Source organism: Leptothoe sp. EHU-05/26/07-4, from assembly GCF_043421015.1.
Lineage (GTDB): Bacteria > Cyanobacteriota > Cyanobacteriia > Phormidesmidales > Phormidesmidaceae > Leptothoe > Leptothoe turfae.
The window spans coordinates 90,792-112,412 of sequence record NZ_JAXSQV010000002.1 but is presented as its reverse complement, the minus strand read 5'-3'; the positions used below and the strand labels follow the sequence as shown (position 1 = coordinate 112,412).

General features: G+C 48.4%; 21 protein-coding genes. 12 read left to right on the top strand and 9 right to left on the bottom strand.

Going from position 1 to position 21,621, the window contains the following annotated elements; genetic code table 11:
- The first annotated feature begins 31 nt into the window (after positions 1 to 31).
- The 10 genes from U2F10_RS02355 (at position 32) to feoB (ending at position 11,212) form a co-directional block, all read left to right on the top strand.
- On the top strand, positions 32 to 943 hold the full coding sequence (locus U2F10_RS02355) for a glycosyltransferase family protein (protein WP_499870489.1): 912 nt from the start codon (positions 32 to 34) through the stop codon (positions 941 to 943).
- A 112-nt stretch (positions 944 to 1,055) separates the two neighbouring features.
- A complete protein-coding gene (locus U2F10_RS02350; RefSeq protein ID WP_499870487.1) occupies positions 1,056 to 1,916 on the top strand; it encodes a hypothetical protein in 861 nt (286 codons plus the stop codon).
- A 125-nt stretch (positions 1,917 to 2,041) separates the two neighbouring features.
- Positions 2,042 to 2,221: a hypothetical protein gene (locus U2F10_RS02345; RefSeq protein ID WP_163659273.1), complete on the top strand. Its 180-nt coding sequence runs from the start codon at positions 2,042 to 2,044 to the stop codon at positions 2,219 to 2,221.
- A 306-nt stretch (positions 2,222 to 2,527) separates the two neighbouring features.
- A complete protein-coding gene (locus U2F10_RS02340) occupies positions 2,528 to 3,286 on the top strand; it encodes a biliverdin-producing heme oxygenase (protein WP_163659274.1) in 759 nt (252 codons plus the stop codon).
- Positions 3,287 to 3,508: 222 nt separating this feature from the next.
- A complete protein-coding gene (bchE, locus tag U2F10_RS02335) occupies positions 3,509 to 5,536 on the top strand; it encodes a magnesium-protoporphyrin IX monomethyl ester anaerobic oxidative cyclase (protein WP_499870486.1) in 2,028 nt (675 codons plus the stop codon).
- Between the two features lie 183 nt (positions 5,537 to 5,719).
- Positions 5,720 to 6,835, top strand: a complete 1,116-nt coding sequence (locus tag U2F10_RS02330; protein ID WP_163659276.1) for an NAD(P)H-dependent flavin oxidoreductase — start codon at positions 5,720 to 5,722, stop codon at positions 6,833 to 6,835.
- Positions 6,836 to 7,123: 288 nt separating this feature from the next.
- Positions 7,124 to 7,822, top strand: coding sequence for an MBL fold metallo-hydrolase (locus U2F10_RS02325; RefSeq protein WP_499870484.1), 699 nt, complete (start codon positions 7,124 to 7,126; stop codon positions 7,820 to 7,822).
- 33 nt (positions 7,823 to 7,855) lie between these two features.
- Positions 7,856 to 8,638 carry a sulfite exporter TauE/SafE family protein gene (locus U2F10_RS02320; RefSeq protein ID WP_499866041.1) on the top strand — a complete coding sequence of 261 codons (783 nt, stop codon included), beginning with the start codon at positions 7,856 to 7,858 and terminating at the stop codon, positions 8,636 to 8,638.
- 389 nt (positions 8,639 to 9,027) lie between these two features.
- Entirely contained in the window at positions 9,028 to 9,312 is a 285-nt protein-coding gene (locus tag U2F10_RS02315; RefSeq protein ID WP_499870482.1) for a FeoA family protein, read from the top strand.
- Between the two features lie 64 nt (positions 9,313 to 9,376).
- Entirely contained in the window at positions 9,377 to 11,212 is a 1,836-nt protein-coding gene (gene feoB, locus U2F10_RS02310) for a ferrous iron transport protein B (protein WP_499871598.1), read from the top strand.
- A gap of 78 nt (positions 11,213 to 11,290) precedes the next feature.
- Here the strand turns inward: feoB and U2F10_RS02305 are convergent, their stop codons facing one another.
- From U2F10_RS02305 to psbA, 4 genes are all read right to left on the bottom strand, one after another.
- The gene (locus U2F10_RS02305) at positions 11,291 to 12,001 is read right to left on the bottom strand and encodes a class I SAM-dependent methyltransferase (protein ID WP_163659279.1); all 711 of its coding nucleotides are present in this window, start codon (positions 11,999 to 12,001) and stop codon (positions 11,291 to 11,293) included.
- A gap of 16 nt (positions 12,002 to 12,017) precedes the next feature.
- A complete protein-coding gene (locus U2F10_RS02300; protein ID WP_499870480.1) occupies positions 12,018 to 13,016 on the bottom strand; it encodes an arsenic resistance protein in 999 nt (332 codons plus the stop codon).
- A gap of 48 nt (positions 13,017 to 13,064) precedes the next feature.
- Positions 13,065 to 13,451, bottom strand: a complete 387-nt coding sequence (locus U2F10_RS02295) for a rhodanese-like domain-containing protein (protein ID WP_499059141.1) — start codon at positions 13,449 to 13,451, stop codon at positions 13,065 to 13,067.
- Positions 13,452 to 13,538: 87 nt separating this feature from the next.
- The gene (psbA, locus tag U2F10_RS02290) at positions 13,539 to 14,657 is read right to left on the bottom strand and encodes a photosystem II q(b) protein (RefSeq protein ID WP_163659282.1); all 1,119 of its coding nucleotides are present in this window, start codon (positions 14,655 to 14,657) and stop codon (positions 13,539 to 13,541) included.
- A 538-nt stretch (positions 14,658 to 15,195) separates the two neighbouring features.
- Between psbA and U2F10_RS02285 the strand changes: the two genes are divergently transcribed.
- Complete coding sequence (locus U2F10_RS02285) at positions 15,196 to 15,900, top strand: aldehyde oxygenase (deformylating) (protein ID WP_163659283.1); 705 nt, start codon at positions 15,196 to 15,198, stop codon at positions 15,898 to 15,900.
- A gap of 136 nt (positions 15,901 to 16,036) precedes the next feature.
- Here U2F10_RS02285 and U2F10_RS02280 read toward each other — a convergent pair whose 3' ends face one another.
- From U2F10_RS02280 to petC, 5 genes are all read right to left on the bottom strand, one after another.
- Positions 16,037 to 16,420, bottom strand: a complete 384-nt coding sequence (locus U2F10_RS02280; protein WP_499870478.1) for a rhodanese-like domain-containing protein — start codon at positions 16,418 to 16,420, stop codon at positions 16,037 to 16,039.
- Positions 16,421 to 16,511: 91 nt separating this feature from the next.
- A complete protein-coding gene (locus U2F10_RS02275; protein WP_163703634.1) occupies positions 16,512 to 16,967 on the bottom strand; it encodes a DUF2214 family protein in 456 nt (151 codons plus the stop codon).
- 195 nt (positions 16,968 to 17,162) lie between these two features.
- On the bottom strand, positions 17,163 to 18,080 hold the full coding sequence (locus U2F10_RS02270) for an ion channel (protein WP_431731999.1): 918 nt from the start codon (positions 18,078 to 18,080) through the stop codon (positions 17,163 to 17,165).
- Positions 18,081 to 18,094: 14 nt separating this feature from the next.
- Positions 18,095 to 19,294 carry a TRC40/GET3/ArsA family transport-energizing ATPase gene (locus tag U2F10_RS02265; RefSeq protein WP_163659286.1) on the bottom strand — a complete coding sequence of 400 codons (1,200 nt, stop codon included), beginning with the start codon at positions 19,292 to 19,294 and terminating at the stop codon, positions 18,095 to 18,097.
- A gap of 21 nt (positions 19,295 to 19,315) precedes the next feature.
- On the bottom strand, positions 19,316 to 19,849 hold the full coding sequence (gene petC / locus U2F10_RS02260) for a cytochrome b6-f complex iron-sulfur subunit (RefSeq protein WP_163659287.1): 534 nt from the start codon (positions 19,847 to 19,849) through the stop codon (positions 19,316 to 19,318).
- A gap of 433 nt (positions 19,850 to 20,282) precedes the next feature.
- Between petC and U2F10_RS02255 the strand changes: the two genes are divergently transcribed.
- Positions 20,283 to 21,587, top strand: a complete 1,305-nt coding sequence (locus U2F10_RS02255) for an NAD(P)/FAD-dependent oxidoreductase (protein ID WP_499059146.1) — start codon at positions 20,283 to 20,285, stop codon at positions 21,585 to 21,587.
- Positions 21,588 to 21,621 lie beyond the last annotated feature (34 nt).

The following is a 21,621-nucleotide window of genomic DNA, read 5'->3' as shown; positions in this document are numbered from 1 at the left end:
GGGATCAAGCATGCGAAAATAGCCATAGCCTATGAAAATCTTTTATTACCAACGACGGGATGGCCAACCTAATTTTGGTGATGAGCTGAATAGGTGGTTGTGGCCCCAACTCCTACCAAATTTTTTTGATGATGATGAATCCACCCAATTTATTGGTACAGGGACATTATTGAATCATCGATTGCCAGAGCGCACGGCCCATGCACAGCGTCTGATTATATTTAGTAGCGGTGCAGGCTATGAACAGCCTCTGACCGAAATTCCGCCCCATTGGCACATTGCCTGCGTTCGGGGGCCGTTATCGGCCCGTCGTCTAAAACTACCTCGCCAAAAAGCAATTACAGATGGAGGCATCCTGGTGCGTCGTTGCTTCTCTCCCATCGGCAAAAAAGTGTTTTCCCATGGGTTTATGCCCCATATTCACCATGCTAATTTTGCCGATGGCATCTGGAAATCTCGATGTGAAGAGGTGGGTATTGGTTACATTGATCCTCGTTGGCCCATAGAACAGGTCTTAGAGGCCATTAGCTGTATTGATGTTTTACTAGCGGAAGCAATGCATGGGGCGATTGTGGCCGATGCTCTCAGAACGGCTTGGATTCCTGTGATTACCAGCCCCAGAATTCTAGGTTTTAAATGGCAAGACTGGTGCGCCTCAATCGCTGTGCCCTATCGTCCCCAGAGATTGTTACCCCTTCCAGACTATCCAAACTATGCGAGGGGATTGCGCTCGTCATTACAGGCAGGATGGCTGCGGGCTAAGTGGGGACAGCAGATATTGTCATCTCAGCCGACAAAACTTCTGTCCCCGTCTGCGGCAGATACGTTAGCCAGGGTGATTAAACATGGTCGACCGGTTTTGAGTACGGACAATACCATTGAGCGATTGACTATGAAATTAGAAGAAGCATTAAGTTCTCTAAAGCAACCTATAGCTTGGTAAATTGTTAGGCGGGTTGCTTAACACAGGGAAGAAAGGCTGACATCAGGAAAATCAACATGAATTGATTCTGTTTAGCTAGACTAAAGGCAAAGCAGAATTTTCCCTTTAAAATATGTCTCTCATCGCCTTTTCCCAGTATGTTCCGCGCAAGCGGGGGCTAACGGTTGCTCTGCTTGTAACGTTAGGGCTGTGGGCGGCTCCAGCCGAAGCCGCCACCCTTGTTTTAGAAAATCTAACATTCAGGGAAGTTACAGGTGATTTTAGAATTACAAGGGGAGAAAGAACGTCTGATGCCTTAAGAATTTTTCAAGATGTTACGGGGCCTAATATAGATCTGTTCTTATCCATTGAAGGACTACGTAGGGAGGGGTTGATTGGGTTTCGTCTAGAGTCAGTGGTGACCAACCGCACTAACACGCCTTGGGTGTTTTTTGACCATGAGCTACAGGAACAGTTTCGGGTGCCTAGCCCTGAGGAAGATGGTTTATCCTTTGCCCAAGGTATTCCCAGTGTTAGGCCACGCTCCAATGCCTTTTCGGTGGTTGATGAAGTTACGGATGTGCGAGACTTTGTGAACTTTACGGGGGGCGTTGTCAATCCTAATCAGACGGTTACCTTTCGCTATTTCATTCTGGACAATGCTCCAAATGATCTATTTTTCCTGAGGCAGCGTCCTAACTTTGCGCCTGGTGGTGTCGGTGTTGTCACTCCCCCCCCACGTCCCCCAAGACCAGCACCGCCACGGCCAACGCCGCCACCAGTAACACCCGTTACACCACCAGTAACACCCGTTACACCACCACCAGTAGCACCCGTTACGCCCCCCACACCACCGCCGGTAATTGACCCAATTCCAGACCCTACGCCCCTGACTTCGGTACCGGAGCCAGGGGTATTAATTGGCCTTTTGAGTATGGTGGGCCTGGGCTACTGGTGCCAGCGCTTGCGCTGCCCCTCCTCTAGAGAACTATGATTTGACGATCGTCACCCATAGGGAAAACACCTCAAAAAGGTAAAGTTTTGAAAAAATGATATAGTTGAAATACTTCATAACTATAGAGTAATTAAAGTTAAACCCATTTGAGAACGATTTGACCCATGAGTCCTCCAGTCAACCCATCGCATGCTAAGGCAGCTGTGCCTGCCGCTGATTCTGCCCTAGGGCAATTAGGCGGCCAGACAAAATTTCAAGAAGATAACTGGCAGCGTGATGGCAGTGCTGGTGGCCGTACCCCAGAGGCTGGGCTGACTAATCTCTTTCTCAAGTCCCAAGATTGAGTGCACGGGAAACTCACACCTTGATGTGATTATCAAGCTATGTGGCAAGGGAACATAATAGGTATCTCCAATCATGTAGAGATGAGCAGGAGGGCTCCTAGCTCCTGAACATACTCAACCCATAGTGTCCCTTGCCTTTTCTCTTCCCCTCGTTCTTAGGAATGAGGATTTAACCAGGTTTACTTTTTGTCGTACAAGTTGCGATAAAACGTCTCTTCAGATCCTATTTTGGGATCTTATACAAGCCTTATTCCTTAACAAAGATTGTCTCCGCTGAACCAATATTGACTGTTTGAGGTATTTACAATGGACCATAATTTAGCATCTTGCTTGCGAGAAGGAACTCAAAAGTCTCATACTCTGGCCGAAAATACGGCATTTATGAAATGTTTTCTCAAAGGGATTGTTGAAAGGGAACCCTTTCGTCAATTGATGGCTAACCTATACTTTGTTTATAGTGCCTTAGAAGAAGAAATGCGCCGCCATGCTCAACATTCTGTCATGGGTTCCATGTATTTCCCTTTATTAGATCGGGTGCCTCAGTTGGAAAAAGATCTCGCCTTCTATTATGGGGACAATTGGCGTAACCAAATTACGGCCTCTCCTGAAGGACAGCGTTATGTGGAACGCATTCGGGAGCTATCTGACCAGAATCCTGCGTTGCTAATCGCCCATGCCTATGTCCGTTATATGGGTGATCTCTCTGGGGGGCAAAGCTTAAAGGCAATCACTCGCTCAGCCCTAGGCTTGTCAGATGGTGTGGGGACAGCCTTCTATGAATTTGTAGAGATCCCAACGGTGGAAGCTCGACGAGCCTTTAAGGAAAAATATCGCAATACTCTCAATTCCTTACCGATTGAAAAGAGCCTGGCCCGTCAAATTGTGGATGAAGCCAACCTAGCGTTTCGGCTCAATCACAATGTCATGCATGAGCTGGAGCCATTGGTGAAAGATGCCATCGGCGATCATGTTTTTGATCTGATTACTCGCCAGGATAAGCCGGGTAGTACGGAACATCGCCATCGCTCGTCTGAACAGGCTGCTGAAATGGCAGTCGCAGAATAATCTTTCAGAATTCCTCCGCTCTTATGGATCTCCAATCCCCCTTATGGGGGATTTTTTTAGCCCCTGGATCTCCTTGGACTATGGAATCTTTGCTTCAAACCTACGGAACATTGCCGCCGTGTTCGATACCTATTTGAGAGATCACACCATTCGTCAATTCTCTCAGTCGGTTTGCTTGTCTTTCACCATCACTGCACCCTTTTGATATCAGGAGAACCCTGTATGCGTATCCTTATGATTCAACCCAACTACCATTCAGGTGGGGCAGAAATTGCGGGTAACTGGCCGCCTAGTTGGGTGCCCTACGTTGGGGGAGCCTTAAAGCAAGCGGGCTTTGATGACATCCGCTTTATTGATGCCATGACTAACTACATCGAGGATGAGGCGCTGGCCGTTCTCATTCAGGAGCATCAGCCTGATATTGTTATGGCCACAGCGATCACCCCGATGATTTATAAATCCCAGGACACCCTGCGGATTGCTAAATCTGTTTGCCCTGATGCGATCTCAATTATGGGCGGTATCCATCCCACCTATATGTACCGTGAGGTGTTGCAAGAAGCCCCCTGGGTTGATTACATCATTCGGGGAGAAGGGGAGGAAATTAGCGTCAACTTAGTTCGAGCCATTGCCGAGGGCCGAGACCATCAGGACCGTGAGTCAATTTTGGGACTGGCCTATTTAGATGATGCCGGTCAGGTGGTGGTCACACCGGCCCATCCGCCGATTCGTGATCTGAATACGCTCTCCCCCGATTGGACCTTGCTCGATTGGGACCGGTACATCTACACACCTCTGAATGTGCGGGTGGCCGTGCCTAATTTTGCCAGGGGTTGTCCTTTTCGCTGTCGGTTTTGCTGCCAATGGAAGTTCTGGCGGAAGTACCGGGCCCGGAAGCCTAAGCTATTTGTGGATGAAATTGAGCATCTGGTCAAAGAACACAATATAGGATTTTTCATCCTGGCCGATGAAGAGCCCACCATTAGTAAGGCTCGATTTGTCAGCCTATGTGAAGAATTGGTAGATCGCAACCTGGGTGTTCATTGGGGCATTAATACTCGGGTGACCGATATCTTGCGAGATGAGGCCGAACTACCGCTGTATCGGAAAGCTGGTCTGGTCCATGTGTCGCTGGGAACAGAAGCAGCGGCCCAATTGAACCTCGATGTCTTTCGTAAGGAAACCACCATTGCCGATAATAAACGGGCAGTAAAACTACTGCGTGACAATGGCATTGTGGCGGAGGTGCAGTTCATTATGGGCCTCTCGAATGAAACCCCTGAGACCATTGAAGAAACTTACCGCATGACTCGGGACTGGAAGTCAGACATGACCAATTGGAATATGTTTACGCCCTGGCCGTTTGCGGAACTGTTTCAAGATCTCGAAGATAAGGTCGAAGTGCGAGACTTTTCCCACTACAACTTTGTGACGCCCATTATCAAGCCCGACAATATGACGCGGGAAGCGGTGCTGAAGGGGGTTTTACGCAACTATGCCCGCTTCTATGGCTGGAAGTTTGTGGAATATTGGTTTACCCGTGATCCGTTCAAGCGGCGCTATTTGTTGGGATGTCTGTGGGCGTTTGTGCAAACCACCCTTAATCAGCGTTTCTATAATCTCAAACGGGTGAAGCGTAAGGGAATGCAGGCAGAGATTGAACTGGGCTTTGATCAATCTCGTATTCTCTCTGCTGAAGATATGATTAAGCTTAAGGCGGCCAAGCTGGCAGATGTTGAGTTTGCTGGTGACGTTTCGGCCTGTGGCGCACCCAACACCGTAGCGGAGGTGAATGAACCTGCCAACGATGCCATCGACGATGTGCAAGTGGTGATTGTGGATGGGGATGAAGCGGCTCGCATTGCCTTGCGAAAGGGCTTGCGATCGCAAGCCGGCATCGAAATTGCCAGTGAAGCCACCAACGGTGAAACTGGGCTGATATTGTTAGACTCCATCGTTGTTGACATCGTCATCGTCTCCGATCCGCTGCCAGATATGTCCCTCCCAGAGTTTATGCAACGGGTTCAGCAACAAAATAGCTGCCAACCTTTCCGGCTGCTGATTTTGACAGATGCCCCTGAATCCTTGCCAGATATTGACTCCGTAAAAGTCGCCTATAGCCCACACGGCAGCTCAATGGAGCATCTGGCTCAGACCATTCACGCATTCCAATCTGAGGAGATCGTCCTGAATCCCGAAGTTTCAACAGTCCCATCAGTCAAGTCTTCTAGTTTGGCCTCACGTGCATGATTTCTATCCCATCGGCCCTGATTAATCAGGTGCATCGAGGCCAAAGCAAGACCAGTAGTCTATGGGCCTAAGTAATCTAGGTAATGACCTATAGGAACCAAAATTACTTAGGCTCCACGTCTCTCCAGTATCAATGTTTGGATCTGATACAATCCTTATCCCTTCGCCAATAACACTAAACCGATGACAGTATTTCCTTCTCTTCAAATTGGTTCATACATCGCTCGTTATCCCATTATTCAGGGGGGTATGGGTGTGCGGATTTCATGTGCTTCATTGGCCTCTGCAGTTGCCAACGCAGGGGGGATCGGCACCATTTCAGCCTCAGGGTTAGGAATTAATTCTCCCTATTTCGATGCCGATGAACCCAATCCTAAAAAGCGTCACCAGCAATTTCTAACCGCCAGTCGATTGGCCTTAATCGATGAATTAAACACCGCTCGCCGCCTGAGTCCAACTGGGATTATCGGGGTGAATATTATGGTGGCCGCCCGTGAATACCAGCTGTTGGTGCGTGCCGCTGTTGAGAACGGTGCCAACGTCATTGTTGCCGGAGCTGGTTTGCCGTTGCAATTACCGGCCTATACCCAGGATCATCCAGAAGTGGCGCTGGTCCCCATTGTCTCTAGCGTTCGTGCCGCCAAATTGATTTGTCGTAAATGGCAACGGCAGCAAGGCCGCTTGCCCGATGCGTTTATTGTGGAAGATCCTCAGGTAGCGGGTGGCCATCTGGGGGCTACGGAGGACACCCTGAACGATCCTGAGTGGGCAGCAACAGCTGTCATTCCCGCACTGGTTGCTTACCTAAAAGACGAGTTTGAGACTCCCATGCCTGTGATTGCCGCTGGGGGCATTTGGGACCAACGTGATATCGTTCGGGCTCTGGCTCTGGGGGCCGATGGCGTGCAAATTGGCACTCGTTTTATCACCACCCATGAATGTGACGCTGACCTTCGTTACAAGGAATTTCATCTCAATGCCAGCCCAGACGATGTGAGGCTAGTGCCTAGTCCGGTGGGGTTACCAGGGCGAGCTTTACTCAACCCCTTTGCCGAAAAAATTATGGCCGGCACCCCTAATCCTCGAGGAAAATGCCTCGCTAATTGTCTCAAGAGCTGTAAATTTCGGGATAAGCGCGAGACCTATTGCATTATACGAGCCCTGGATCGAGCCTCTCGGGGTGATATTGAAAACGGGTTAATTTTTGCCGGGACGAATGCGGGTAGAGCGACACGCATGATGTCCGTTGCCGAGATCATGCAAGAATTGATGACACCGGCACCCGTTCAGTTGACTTGACGCCCCCTGCTCGAATACTTTGCCGCTGCCGCACACCTTAAATGCTTAATATTTGATTAAATTACTATATGATGATATATTCTTTCGCATACGATTGATCTATTAAAATCAATCGTATGCGTTTATTTCTCTGGACCAAGTCGGTGCTAATAACATGGTTCAAGCTTACCTTGCATTTTTTTCTTTAGTCGTTGTCTTTGCGATCCTGTTTGTTGTTGGTGATGTCTAGCCCTGGGATGTTGTCGTCGCTTTTTTAAATATTTTTGCAAGCAAAATAAGGAGGAAATAATGCTGTTTCGTCAATTGTTTGATCGAGCAACTTGGACCTATACCTATTTGATTGCAGATGCAGTGACCCGAGAGGCGGCGCTCGTTGATCCAGTTCTAGAGCAAGTAGACCGTGATTATAGACTCCTGACTGAATTAGAATTGGTACTGAAATATTGCTTAGAGACCCATATCCATGCTGACCATATAACAGGTACGGGTAGGCTGCGAGAGTTAACTGAATGCGAAGGGGTTGTTCCCCAGAATGCCAATGCAGCCTGTGCCAACCGCTATCTTCAGCATGGAGAGAGCCTGAGGGTTGGTAATGTTAATATTCAAGCAATTGAAACCCATGGTCACACGGATAGCCATATGTCGTATCGGGTGAATGGCACCCATGTGTTGACGGGGGATGCCTTATTTATTCGCGGCTGTGGGCGTACGGATTTTCAGAGTGGTGATGCCGGTACACTCTACGACCATGTGACCCAGCGGCTGTTTACGTTACCAGACGAGACGCTCGTTTATCCAGGCCATGACTATCAAGGGCAGACGGTCTCTACGATTGATGAAGAGAAACGCTTTAATCCCCGGTTCGTTGGCAAAGATCGGGCCAGCTTCATCCAGTTTATGAATAATCTCCACTTACCTAATCCTAAAAGAATTATGGAAGCGGTTCCCGCCAATGAGCAATGCGGCAAAGTTGTTGTAACAACATGACATTGCTGTTGATATAAAGGAACTTCCTGATTAATGATTTGGTTGATTGGTCATCTCTTAGCGGTCTGCATTGGTCTGAGTTTGGGTCTGATTGGGGGTGGCGGTTCTATCCTGGCAGTGCCTATTCTGGTGTATGTCATGGGTTTGGGGTCAAAGGGTGCGATCGCAATGAGTCTCGTCATTGTGGGCATTGTGAGTCTGATGGGGGCTATTCCCCATTGGCGTCAGGGTAATGTCAACCTGAAGATAGCCATAATTTTTACACCAGCCGCAATGCTCGGCGCATACATAGGGGCTCGTATGGCGGGTCTACCTTTTGTTACGGGGAGCTTTCAGCTAATTTGTTTTGGCGTGGTCATGGTGATTGCGAGTACTTTAATGATTCGCCAAAGCCATTCGAAATCGGCGTTAGCCCATGCCGGAATGTCTATCGATAATGCCATGGACAAGGACCAGGGTCATCATTGGCTCTTGATACCTGTAGAGGGAATCGGCGTGGGTGTACTCACTGGATTTGTTGGTGTGGGGGGTGGTTTCATGATCATCCCCGCCTTAGTATTACTGGGCGGCATTCCCATGAAAGAAGCCATCGGCACCTCCTTGTTAATTATTGCCGCGAATTCAGCGACAGGTTTTTTGGGCTACTTAAACCAGGTGAGTGTGGATTGGGCTTTAGTAAGTTCTTTTACCTTAGCGGCAGGCATTGGCACAGTTGCAGGCTCCTACCTGACTCAATTTATTAATGCCAGGCAATTACAAAAGGGATTTGGCTATTTTGTTCTCGCTGTCGCAATTTTTGTTCTGATCAAGCGATAGGTGGCAACGGATTCTGTGACAAGATTATACAAAATCCTGACTGATAGCGTCCGATATCGAAGGGCACCCACCAGGGGATGCCCCTACAGATCCTTCCATTTTTAATCGGGTTTGATGAATTCGGATTTGGTATTAGATCTTAGATCGCGCTTCAACTTTGCTAAGGAATGCTGATCCCTAAGGCGCTTGCGCTTCAATAATTCCCCCGTTACCCCATCATTCATCCACCCATCGACAGCCCCAACCGGGGGCTTTATTTTGTTGTGCCATCCCCTAAGCCCCCTGATGACGCTGCTGCCTAATCAGGGGAAACCGTGTGATTTGTTCTCTCACAATGATTTTTATCCATTCAGTAACGGATCATTTAACTCGCTTTTCTGCCATAATTAATGAAAATAATTACTATTAAACGGATTATGGTGTTATCCGAATTACAGCGTGGTGAGTTGGCCGTTGTTGATCAAGTAAGTTCTGGACAAAATAATCAGGCCTTTGTGCACCGTCTGGCTGGGCTAGGAATCATTGTGGATAGTTCAGTGAGAGTGCTTCGCAAAGTGGGCTTTGGCGGTCCCCTCCATATTCGCGTCGGTGCGACTACGGAGGTGGCCATTCGCCGTAAAGAGGCCGACCAGATTGTTGTTCGCAATGTTGAAACCTGTTCCCATAGAACCTGACAGTAACCTGACAGTTGCTGCGTGGGCATTTGCTGACTTGATTCCAGTATTCTTTGGTGCAGTTATGATTCATCAGGGCAGAACAACAACCATTCAACCGGAAAAGGGTGTGAGGCGAGTGGCCTTAATCGGCATGCCTAATACGGGTAAGTCAACCTTTTTTAACCGGATTACAGGGGCGTCTGCCTTTGTGGGCAACTGGCCAGGGATGACGGTGGCGTTGCTACAGGCTCAGGTGGAACTGGGTGGTCTCTGTACAGAGTTTGTCGATTTACCGGGTATTTATAATCTCAAGGGGTTTTCAGAGGATGAGGCCGTTGTTCGACAGTTTCTTCGCGACTTTTCGATCGATTTAATTGTTGTTGTCCTGAATGCGGTTGAAATTGAGCGCCAAATACGGTTGCTCTTGCAGGTGCAGGCCCTGGGTTACCCCACGCTGGCTATCCTCAATATGGCCGATGAAGCCAGGCGCTATGGCATTCGCATTGACAATGCTAAACTCGCCCAGCGGTTGGGCATACCGGTTCTCCTGATCAGTGCTAAGTACGGCCAGGGCTACGGCAGAGCCTATGCCGCCATTGCCCAGCAATTGACGGCACCGTTGTTAGCGCATCAAGTTCGGCCTGACAACGATCGCTGGGGTGATGGTGACATGGCGACCGCAGCTGAGATTAAGACGCTCTTAGCCGATAGTGTGATCCGGCCATCTCAGTTGGCCATAACGCTAACGGCGCGATTAGATCAGGTGTTATTGCATCCGATTTTTGGACTGCCGCTGTTTTTTCTCGGCCTCTTCCTGGCCTTTTGGTTGATTTGGACGGTGGGTCTGCCCGCCCAGGGGGTGATGGGGCGGCTAACGGATGGCATCCAGGCTTACCTGATTGAACCGCTGCTGAGCTTTTTTCCGAACATCATTCAGAATTTTGTGATTAACGGGGTTTGGAATGGCATCGCCACGGTGGTGTCTTTTGTTCCCCTGATTATGCTGTTTTTTATGCTGATGGCAGTGTTGGAGGATAGTGGCTATCTGTCTCGTTCAGCTTATTTGATGGACGCCTTTATGGAAAAGCTGGGGCTGGACGGTCGCAGTTTTGTGCTACAAATGCTGGGTTTTGGCTGCAATGTACCGGCTTTAATGGGCACTCGGGTGATGCGATCGCGACCGCTGCGGCTGTTAACCATGCTGGTGATTCCATTTTCGTTATGCTCAGCCCGGTTACAGGTGTTTGTTTTTATTCTGGCCGCCGTCTTTCCTGACAGCAGGGGTGCGATCGCACTCTTCTCGCTTTATCTCCTCAGTTTTGTGGCCGCCTTGATCACGGCTGTACTTTTCCAAAAGGTATTTAAGCATGATGAGCCCTTTGTTTTAGAATTACCCCCTTACCGCTTTCCCACCTGGCGTCAGGTGCTCATGAGAAGCTGGCTTGAAGTCAGGGATTTTTTGACCCGAGCCTCAGGGTTCATTCTGTTGGGCTGCATTGCTGTGTGGATCGTGACCCACTTCCCCCAAGGGGCCACCGGTTTAGACACCATCGGCGGACAAATTGGGCAATTTCTCAGTCCCGTGATGAGTCCCATTGGCATTGAACCTCAGCTAACCCTGGCGTTAATCTTTGGCTTTGTGGCCAAGGAGGTGGTTGTAGGATCATTGGCGGTGATCTACGGATTGAATGATGCCGCCGTTGGCCAGGTGCTTTCTGAGCAACTAACCTTTATTCAGGGATATAGCTTTTGCATTTTTTGTTTGCTCTATACCCCCTGTTTAGCAACCGTGGCCACATTGAAGAATGAGTCAAAGTCCTGGAAATTCACCGTCTTATCCCTAGGGTTTTCGCTCGTACTCGCCTGGGTTGCCAGTTTTATTTTCTATCAAGGTGCCTTACTGTTGGGGTCTCACTAGGGTTCCGTCAAGACTACAATTTCGGGTAAGACAGAAGATTCGGGTAAGACAGAAGAGCCAAGCGTAAACGATCGTGAACTACGATAGTGAGGGTGTCATTTCGATATCTTTTTTGTAACTCAATTGCTTGGTTGCCACGCCCACAATATGATCCCCCACAATTGGAAATGGAATCTGGAAATGCTCATAGTCCATGGGGACAAACCCTGCTTCGTCTAAGGCTTTCCAGATCTCACGATTGGGATGACAGTTATCAAACAGGGTTTTCCAAGCCGGAGTAATTGATTCCTGAAGATGACGCGCCCAGGTATCGGGTTTTGCGGCCACATGTTCAAGGAAAATGAATGTCCCCCCCGGTTTAAGAACGCGTTTAATTTCTTGAATAGCCTGCCCTAAGTGGGTGACTGAACAGAGCACATGGGTACTGACGACCGTATCAATCGTATTGCTCTCGGCAGGCAAGTGCTCGGCAATTCCTTCATGGATTTTAATCTGTTGCAACCCTTGCCGCTTAGCTTCCCCATGCAAATAAGGATGCATAAACCGATTCGGTTCAACACCCAGCCAATGAATGCTTGGCGAGTAATAGCTGAGATTGGCCCCGGTACCGGGGCCAATCTCTAGCACAGTACCCCCTAGATTCCCCAAAAGCGCCTGCTTGAGATCACCCAAATTAGTATGGTGCTCACAGCCTGTTACTTTGATGGCATGCAGATCGCCCGCAGTTGCTTTTGCCATACCCCAGGCTATCAATTGCTTTTGCAGTTGAACAAAAAGGGAAAACTTCATAGTGTCCTAGTATTTGCTAAGCCGATTGTTGCATCGGGGGTTGGGCGTCTGGCACGGGGCCAAAAATTCTGTCGCTAAAGCGCACGTACCAGGCCGCTGCCTGTACCTGGATGATGTAGGCCATGGCGATAATCAGGGCAATTTCAGATCCTTGTTCGTTGCCAAAGGCGGTCATGGCAATGGCCAAGGCAATGGATAGGTTACGCATGACAGTACCGTAGACCAATGCGATCGCATCTCCCCGCTTAAAGAAGAATTTACCGATGAGTGTGCTGAAGAGGAAGTTCCCAACATACAAGATCGCCAGCGGAATCAAAAACGAAAGCAGTACCAGGGGATTGGCAATAATATCTTTGGCTTTGAGGGCCATCGCGACAAAAACGATCCCTAACACACCCAAGGTGGAAAAGGCTGGGAATTTCTGCTTAAGGTTTTTCTGATATTTATCCGCTCCAACAATTTGAATCAGTGTAATCCGGGTGACAAACCCCAAAACCATGGGTAAGAAAACAATGATAACAATTTGCTTAAAAATACTAGCCAACGGAATCTCCACCACTGCCCCCATTAACCACTTGGCATAAAAGGGGGTGGCAACCGAGCCCAAAATTAATCCAATGACCGTCATTTTAATGGCCGCACTAATATTGCCCTTGGCAAAGCCTGTCCAGGAAATGGTCATGCCGCTGGTGGGCAACAGGGAGGCCAACAAAAGCCCCAGGGCCACCAGGGGTTGATCGGCAAAAAACAGCTTTCCCATGCCAAAGGCAAAGAATGGAATCACCGCAAAATTAATCAACTGGGTGAGTAATTGAACCTTATAGTCTCCTCCCGATAACACTTTCTGAACTTGCAGATTAATCATCATGGGGTAGACCATGAGAAAAGTCAGAGGAATGATCAAAGCCTTTAGGGAAGTCGGATTAGCGACAGCCCCAAAGATTAGACCAGCAATCATAAATACAGGAACAGACCAGACTAAATTTTTCTGGATGAACCCTAATACCTTCCACACGACAATCATTCTCCTTTTTTGTCAAATTTTTGCGAGTCTATCCGTGACCTACTCTTTCACGTGATCTCGATGGGTGGGCAAACCGGCTTTCTGCCAGGCCATCATGCCGCCCGTAATATTAAACACCTGGCTAAAGCCCAGTTTGACCAACATCTGAGCAGCCATTGGACTGCGGTGAGCCGTCAGACAAATCACCGCGAGAGGTTCATCCTTGGGAAGTTGCCAAAACCATCGCGGCAGTACCAGGTAGCGCAACAACGGAACCTGAGCCATCAGAATGCGCGGCAGACTCAGGTTAATGGCATCAGGAGCATGAAAAAGATTGTATTCAAGCCGACTTCTGACATCAATGAATTTCGAAACCTTAGGGGATTGAACAAAGTCTTCTGGAGGTACGTCACTAATAGCTGGCTTAGGGGGTGATGCGGATACCATAGAGTGTTTCTTAGGCAGAGTGTTCCAGGTCTGGGCGATTATCTTGCCATCAAGTCAGAACAAGACAATCGCACAGACCAAGTTGGGTTAGCTGTGAGCTGTGAGAGCAGATGTCATCTCCAGGGCCACGGGGGTTGCCTCCCCATTCGCTAACAACAGGGGAAAGTGATGAGCATTGGGAGCATGCATGGCTTGAATCCCCAGGGTTGCCCGGTTAATCAGATCGGCATAGCTGGGAATGATCCGACCCTGGCTATCCAAGATGGACTGATTAAAGTTGAACCCATTGAGATTAAAGGCCATAGCACTAATACCTAAGGCAGCAAACCAGACGCCGATGGTGGGTAAAGCGGCTAACAGAAAATGAACCGAGCGGCTATTGCGCATGGCGGCACCAGGAATGAGTAACCGCCCCAAATACCCAGCATGACTGGCAAGCAGATTATAGGTGGCTTCCTGTTGACCAAAGCGATAACCAACGTTGGCAGACTCTGTTTCAGAGGTTTCTCTAACCAAACTGGCGGTAACCAGGGAGCCATGGAGAGAACTGAGGAGAGCGCCACCAAAAATACCAGTTACTCCCAGCATGTGAAGTGGATGCATCAAAACATTATGCTGGGCCTGCAGCGCTAACATAAAGTGGAAGGTTCCAGAAACCCCCAAGGGCATGCCCTCTGAGAAACTACCCTGACCCATGGGATACACCAACAACACAGCGGTTGCAGCCGCCACAGGCGCAGAAAAGGCCACGGCAATCCAGGGTCTCATGCCTAAGCGATAGCTCAATTCCCATTGGCGACCAAGATAACACCAGATCCCAATTAAAAAGTGGAACACAATCAGCTGGTAAGGGCCGCCATTATAGAGCCACTCAGCCGCTGAACTGGCCTGCCAAAGGGGATAAAAATGAAGTCCAATGGCGGCTGAAGTTGGTACAACTGCGGCAGAAATCAGATTGTTACCACTTAAAATTGATCCCATGACGGGCTCACGAATACCATCTACGTCAACAGGTGGCGCTGAGAGAAGTGCGATCGCAAACACCATGGCTGCAACCACAAGGGTGGGAATCATCAACACACCAAACCAGCCAACATAAAAACGGTTCTGTGTGCTTGTGACCCACTCAGAAAATTGTTCCCACAGGGTATAACGATCAGGGGTGGATGGTCGCTTGTATCCCTTATATCCTATTAATGTACTCATCAGTTAAACCTCCAAGATGTGCAAGAGAGTTTGAAGGAGCTACCTGACTGATTACTTTGAAAGACCTAAAATCGCAAACACGGGCTATGCAACATGCAAGCTAATCTCAAGTCAAGTAACCTCAGCCTTATTGACTCAACTACCTAGTCTTAAATGCATCGATAATGACTAAGAAGCCTTAAGTGAGTGATAGGACGATGTCGAGCAACTTAATCACTATACAACCAAGTAGCTATTTAATCAACAAAACGATTGATTTTTGTATCAGTCTGTCTCCTAATGCCTCCCGTCATGATATTTCCAAAAAAACAAGAGTTCTTGATTATTTTCATTAATCGCTTTATAGTTATATAAAGCTTGAGTCCATTCCCCCATGAAATCGATGCAGGCATACGCTGATAGGGGCTGAAGTCCTTTGAGGGAAGCCGTGGCTCAGTAGGCCAGAATGATACCTAATCTGCTGTGCAATATCATGGGTGAATTTCAAGGCCCAGGCACCTAACCATTTCTGATCTGAAGAAGGAGATCTGAATCCGATATGCCCTATTCTGCAGTCGATCAAACGCTTGATTTTCATAGTGATACCTATCGCGATGCTTTTACTCGTATTAATGGCATCGTTATTGAAGGGGAACAGGCCGCTTACGACAATTTCCTATGCCTGGCAGATCTGTTGCCAGAACAGGCCGAAGAATTAGTCCGACTCGGTAAAATGGAAGGGCGTCATCGTAAAAGTTTTGAAGCCTGTGGCCGAAATTTGGATGTTATTCCTGATTTGGCATTTGCCAACCAGTTTTTTGCTGACCTATGTCAAGCTTTCCAAACGTCGGCAACCGACCGTAAGATAGCCACCTGCCTGTTGATTCAATCGTTGATCATAGAATGTTTTGCAATCGCAGCTTACAACGTCTATATTCCGGTTGCCGATGCGTTTGCTCAAAAAGTGACGAAAGGAGTCGTTGCTGATGAGTATCACCATCTCAACTTCGGAGAAGTTTGGCTTAAAGCACACTTTGAGACAGTAAAAGCAGAACTCGAGACTGCTAATCGTCAGGTACTTCCGTTGATCTGGCAGATGCTCAATCAGGTTGAAGCTGACCTGCAAACCGTAGGCATGGATAAGCAAACACTAATAGAATCCTTTTTGGTGCACTATAGTGAGGCACTCAAGGAAATTGGCTTTAACAACCGTGAGATTTTACGCATGGCCAGCCATGGTCTGGCCAGCTCTAAACAACGCTGATTTTCTCCATGGGAGCGTAGAGGCCGTTTTGATGGTTGGTGTCGCATATTTTATGAGTAGTGCTAAGAGTCAGGCCAGCCATTGTGTCTCAACAACGCTCCCTCTAATGTAGGCTCTCTTCTCGTAGGTCTCTCTACTATTGAGGCTTGTGCACATAGCCACCCGTCGCTGGATCAATGGAAATATACGTCAAACCAGCTTCTTTCCAGGCGCTGATTCCCCCTTCCATATGGGCAATCCTATCAATCTCTGAATCAATACATTTTTCAGCAATCAGTCGAGATCGTCTGCCAGAGCCACAATACAACACAATGGGCTTCTCATCAGCTTGTATGGGTAGTTTCCTTGGGTCAAAGGAGGCCATGGGAAATAGCATGGCCCCAGGAATATGCTCAAACGCGTATTCTTGAGGGGTACGCACATCAATCAGAACAATTTTGTGCCGTTCAAATTGCTCCTGTACCTCATGGGGAGTGAATGCTTCGAACACCAACCCACTCAGCTGCTCAGCTACGGCCATAGTTTTATACTCCGAAGGCTAAAGGCTCTCTATTTTAATTGGGCTTTAGAAGACCCAATACACTATATAATTAATCAGTTATATAGGCAAATCACCAGCCGTTTACTCCTCTTGCCATCATTGCCGCCAGCAGGGGCATCAGAATAAACCCCAGCAACTCAATTTTAATAATCCAGGCCAGTTGGTTAACCCTGGAGAGTTCCAGACTTGGCGGATTGCCCTGTCGTAAGTCTTTGATCCAGGTTAAAAATGAAAAGGTTGGATACAGCGAGAGGGTGCCAATGGCGACAAAAATGGCAACTTTTGCATAGAAAACAGGGTTGCTCAGGTAATAATCGGCTCCCTTACTAAAATAGAGAACCCGCAACACACCTGTTATGAGTACAACTGTAGCTGATATTCCATAAACGCCATCTGCAATGACTATCTTCCAGGTTTCACTGAGACTTAGCTCTTTTTTCAAAGTGACCCCTTCGACAGATAGGGCGGCAAAGATCAGCATGAAGCTGGCGTAGTGCAAATAGGCAACAAGGCTACTTTTCCAGATCAAAATCTATCCCCTTTATTTTTGGTTTATTTTTAGTTTTCTAGTAAGTTAGCTCAGGCTTAAATCTCTGTATTTCCCTGCATCACTGGGCTATGCCTCATTCAACAGCTCCTACCAATGGGAAGGCATTCATCCTTAATGCCCCACCCTGGCGAGAAATACCGTTGGAGGACAATAGGCCAGCGATACATCTGATCAAGCCAGTGCTTGCAGCGGGACAACATCATGAAAGTGAGTAAAGTCGATGTAGCACTCACCCGCTGGGGTTTCATGGATGATATCCATGAGGCGACAGTTCCATAAAATCTCCTCACTATGAAACAGATATTGAGCATGGACAGCTTGAGCAACCGTTTCATCAATACCACTTAAGGAAATCACCACTTGGGCTCGAAGTTGCACCAGCGATTGCGCAGTTTGTCCTTTAAGGGGACTTTCGGTATCAATGGGATGAATAGCTGTCCATGTCAGAGCAAAGGCAGGGGCCTGGCTGCGTAATAGTCGCAATGGATAAAGCCGTCGCATAAATTGTCCCTCCGCACTCACCTCATCCCGCAACAGATATGCCCGTATTTGAGCCTCGACAATCTGATTCCCCCGCTGATTCGCAACCCGAAACATTAAGGTTGGCAGACCATTATAGGGTGTGATCACAGCAAAGTTACTGAAGATAACTCGAGCCGTGGGTTGGGAAAAGCGAGCAAAAGCTAACCCTGTCACCAAAGCAAATCCCACCAATCCTACCAGTGCCTCTACTGCAGCAGCTGTATTCGCAAAGGGAGTTTGGGGATACATTACACCGTAGCCAATGGAGGTCAGGGTTTGTACACTAAAGAAGAATGCATCCCAAAAGTCATGGGTTTGGGCATTGGCAATCCCTCCCCCAACCAAGTAAATGAGAGCAAACCCCGCATTGAGCAACCCGTATATCGCTATAATCAATAGCAGAAACCCTGGCCAGGGAATGAGCAAGAGTAAATGGTAAGGATCACGCCAATATGTGTGCCAAACGTCAGCATCAGGGGATTTCAAAATACCTTTAGCAGAAACCAGGTGACATCTCTTCCTGTTCACATGCCTGATATTGCGTAGTTGCACAATCCTCCTCCCCATCACGCTTTAGAGGATCACGCAGCAGAGGGAATAGAAGCATTTTTCGTAAAACGAATCATCAGATGATCATCTTCTAATTTAGCGCCTGCTGGTTGTAACGCTGCTAACGCCTGTGGAAGAACTAGATTGCGACGATGGTTACCAATGCGAATGTTGAGTTCATCCCCCGTCTTATGCAAATGGATTTGCTCTTTGGGAATATTTGGCAGATAAACATCTAGACAATACCCCTCAGACTGTTGCACTACTCGGAGTGTGGTCTCCCGGTAGTAAACCTGGGTCGGATCTTCATCGCCATAGAGAGTGTCTTTCAGTCGCTCTAGGGCAGCCAAACCACAAAGTTCTTCATTGTAGAGCGGAACTTCTTTGATGGGTAACGGTTGAAAGTCTTCTTGAATTTCCTGGCGATACTGTTGTTGCATCTCCTTCCAACGGGCGAAGAAGGGATCGCTCACCTGTTCAGGAATAATGCGGTTGGCGATCACCAGATCAGTTGCCACATTATATAAACTCAGGTAAGCATGCGCCCGAAGTGACTCGCTAATCACCATTTTTTCAGGGTTTGTGACTAATCGCACCGTAGTTTGAGTGCTATCCGTGAGCACTCGCTCCAGTGCTTCAATTTGTTCATAGAACTCGTAGGGGGCATCCATCACCTCTCGATCAGGGAGAGAGAACCCCGTCATGCGCTTAAAAATGGGTTCAAACACAGGGCTCAGGGTATTGGCCATGCCCTGGAAAGGCTTGTAAAAGCGACGCATGTACCAGCCAGAAATTTCTGGCAAGCTGAGCAGACGCAGGGCTGTGCCTGTAGGGGCTGAGTCCACAATTAGGACATCAAAATCTCCCGCATCGTAATGGCGTTTCATCCGCACTAGGGCAAAAATTTCGTCCATTCCAGGCAGGACTGATAGCTCTTCTGCCTGCACTCCATCCATCCCCTGGGCCTGGAGCACGTCTGTAATGTAACGTCGAACCGCTCCCCAATTCTGCTCCATTTCTCTGAGGGCATCGAGTTCAGCCCCCCACAGATTGGGCCGAATCAGGGTTGGATCATGGGATAATTCTAGGGCAAAACTATCCGCTAATGAATGGGCTGGGTCGGTACTCAATACCAGTGTGCGATATCCCAGTTCTGCTGCTCGCAGGGCAGTCGCAGCTGCAACTGATGTCTTACCCACCCCCCCTTTTCCAGTCATCAAAATAATACGCATTCGTAAAAACCTCTTAGTTGATCACACCCACCAGGGTTGCTCATTAGTACGGGGGTCAGTCTCGTTCCAGGGGTAGATCCAGATGGCATCATCCTTAACCACCACGTGAACTATCTTGAGGGGAAGGGGCGCAGGCCCACGCACAACGTTACCCTCCGGATCGTAAAGCGATCCATGGCAGGGACATTGAAACTGCTGATCTGCAGGATTCCAGGGGAAGGTACAACCCAGGTGAGTACAGTTATCAACAATACCTCTAGCCCCCAGGGAACCATCGTCTTGGACGATCAAATACGTCGGTTCGCTGGCCAGCCCTGCAATCAAGGCGCGAGTTCCAGGCGGATTAGCAAGGATTTGGCTGGCTGGAATCGGGGTGCCCAGTTTATCTTTTGCGAGAATCCCACCTCCCTCAGATACTTCCCGAGGTGGGATGAAAAACTTAGCGACAGGGTAGAGGGCTGAACCAGCGGTTGCGGCAACCGTTGCCCCTGTCAAAAAATTGAGTAGTTGTCGCCGAGACAGTGATGGGACTTCGAAAGAAAGTGCATCATCCATATCGATCAACCTCCTTATAAAATGGAACAACATATCTATGACCGTCTCAAGAAGAGGGCAACCTCAAGCAGAGGGTAACAACCTGGCTGAAGTGAGACAGGGTTGTTAATTGCGATCATTCAATCGAGTCATGTGGCAAGCAAGTGCAAATTTTCTTTACCTTTCTTACTAATCAGTAGTATAACCAATTAGTAATGAAATTGTAAATTATTTTATCTATTTTGTTGTGACTTCCCTGGTGTGATTGAAAGGCTCAACGCCCCATGGCTCAGGAAGGCGGTGGAACTTTGAAACCGAATTATTCAGTTGACAGAATCAGGATTACTGCATAATATCTATATAACTATCTAGTAGATAAGTGATAAAGCCTGACCGGGATTTCCCACTTTATCGTCGGGTGATTGGTTTAGATCAGGGAGGAGAGGGTTGAGGTATGGCAAACGTTGTTGTTATTGGGGGTGGTCTGGCTGGGTTGCCCATAGCCTATGAGCTACGTCACTTGCTGCCCAGTGAGCATACGGTGACACTCATATCCAGTGAGTCCAAATTCACCTTTATTCCAGGGTTGATCCAGGTGGCTTTGGGGCTGAAGCCATTGGAGCATGTTCAGTTAGATTTAGCGCGTCTGGCGCAGCGTCATCATTTAAATTGGGTATCTGGCAAAGTGACGGCCCTCGACCCTCACGCTCGTTCTATTACAGTCGAGGGAGAGAAAACGATTGAGTATGATTATGTTGCGATCGCAACTGGGGCATCCCTGGCCTTTGATCAAATTCCAGGTTTGGGTCCCCATGGTGGCTATACCCAGTCTGTTTGCACCCCCGACCATAGCCTCACGGCTCACCAAGCCTGGCTCGACTTGCTTAAAAATCCAGGGCCAATAGTTGTGGGCGCAGCTCCGGGGGCAGGGTGTTTTGGCCCCGCCTACGAATTTGCTCTGATGGCCGATCATGAATTACGTCGTCGAGGATTGCGCGATCAGGTGCCCATCACCTATGTCACACCAGAGCCCTATGCTGGGCATTTAGGTGTCTCTAAGGTAAAAAATGCGAGAGAGCTGACCGCCAATTTAATGCAGAAACAAGGCATTACGGTCATTGAGAATGCGGCCATTACGGCTGTGGATAAACACACCATTACCCTGGACGACGGGCAACAGTTGCCATTTAACTACTCGATGGTCTTACCGGCCTTTCGCGGGGCCAAATTTATCCAGGCAGCGCCTGGGTTAGGAGATGCCAAGGGATTTATTCCGACGTTACCCACCCAGCGTCATCCCGACTTTCCCAACATTTATGCCGCAGGTGTCAGCATTAAACTGGCACAGCCTGATAAAACTCGTGTTCCCATCGGGTTACCTAAAAGTGGTCAAATGTCGGAAGCCATGGCGACAGCGGTTGCCCACAATATCGCGGTTGAGTTGGGGGCGATTAAAAGTCCTCTCCAAGTTCCAACGTTGGATGCTTTGTGTTTTGCAGAATTTGGCGATACTGGTATTGCCTATATTGCCGCCCCCGTTCTGCCTGACCCAGAAACTGGCAAACGGAAACACTCCTATGCTGTTCGTGGCCCATGGGTTGTATGGGTAAAAGCAGCCTTTGAGGAATATTTCATGGTCAAAATGCGTACTGGAGTTGGTATGCCCTGGTTTGAAAAACTGGGATTACGCGTTATCTTCGGTCTACAGATGCTGAAGCCCACCACCACCAACTACGAACAAACAACAGTTAGCCCTTAAGCATTCCATCGATTGAGATTTGGCCTTTTTTTGA

Excerpts from the sequence above, each read along its gene's own strand:
- U2F10_RS02255 (WP_499059146.1), top strand. The coding sequence starts at position 20,283 with ATGGCAAACGTTGTTGTTATTGGGGGTGGTCTGGCTGGGTTGCCCATA.
- feoB (WP_499871598.1), top strand. The coding sequence starts at position 9,377 with ATGATTCATCAGGGCAGAACAACAACCATTCAACCGGAAAAGGGTGTG.
- U2F10_RS02325 (WP_499870484.1), top strand. The coding sequence starts at position 7,124 with ATGCTGTTTCGTCAATTGTTTGATCGAGCAACTTGGACCTATACCTAT.
- U2F10_RS02270 (WP_431731999.1), bottom strand. The coding sequence starts at position 18,080 with ATGGGGAGGAGGATTGTGCAACTACGCAATATCAGGCATGTGAACAGG.
- U2F10_RS02315 (WP_499870482.1), top strand. The coding sequence starts at position 9,028 with ATGAAAATAATTACTATTAAACGGATTATGGTGTTATCCGAATTACAG.
- U2F10_RS02320 (WP_499866041.1), top strand. The coding sequence starts at position 7,856 with ATGATTTGGTTGATTGGTCATCTCTTAGCGGTCTGCATTGGTCTGAGT.
- U2F10_RS02355 (WP_499870489.1), top strand. The coding sequence starts at position 32 with ATGAAAATCTTTTATTACCAACGACGGGATGGCCAACCTAATTTTGGT.
- U2F10_RS02330 (WP_163659276.1), top strand. The coding sequence starts at position 5,720 with ATGACAGTATTTCCTTCTCTTCAAATTGGTTCATACATCGCTCGTTAT.
- U2F10_RS02340 (WP_163659274.1), top strand. The coding sequence starts at position 2,528 with ATGGACCATAATTTAGCATCTTGCTTGCGAGAAGGAACTCAAAAGTCT.
- U2F10_RS02280 (WP_499870478.1), bottom strand. The coding sequence starts at position 16,420 with ATGGCCGTAGCTGAGCAGCTGAGTGGGTTGGTGTTCGAAGCATTCACT.
- U2F10_RS02295 (WP_499059141.1), bottom strand. The coding sequence starts at position 13,451 with ATGGTATCCGCATCACCCCCTAAGCCAGCTATTAGTGACGTACCTCCA.
- U2F10_RS02305 (WP_163659279.1), bottom strand. The coding sequence starts at position 12,001 with ATGAAGTTTTCCCTTTTTGTTCAACTGCAAAAGCAATTGATAGCCTGG.
- bchE (WP_499870486.1), top strand. The coding sequence starts at position 3,509 with ATGCGTATCCTTATGATTCAACCCAACTACCATTCAGGTGGGGCAGAA.
- U2F10_RS02265 (WP_163659286.1), bottom strand. The coding sequence starts at position 19,294 with ATGCGTATTATTTTGATGACTGGAAAAGGGGGGGTGGGTAAGACATCA.
- U2F10_RS02285 (WP_163659283.1), top strand. The coding sequence starts at position 15,196 with ATGCCCTATTCTGCAGTCGATCAAACGCTTGATTTTCATAGTGATACC.
- psbA (WP_163659282.1), bottom strand. The coding sequence starts at position 14,657 with ATGAGTACATTAATAGGATATAAGGGATACAAGCGACCATCCACCCCT.
- petC (WP_163659287.1), bottom strand. The coding sequence starts at position 19,849 with ATGGATGATGCACTTTCTTTCGAAGTCCCATCACTGTCTCGGCGACAA.
- U2F10_RS02350 (WP_499870487.1), top strand. The coding sequence starts at position 1,056 with ATGTCTCTCATCGCCTTTTCCCAGTATGTTCCGCGCAAGCGGGGGCTA.
- U2F10_RS02345 (WP_163659273.1), top strand. The coding sequence starts at position 2,042 with ATGAGTCCTCCAGTCAACCCATCGCATGCTAAGGCAGCTGTGCCTGCC.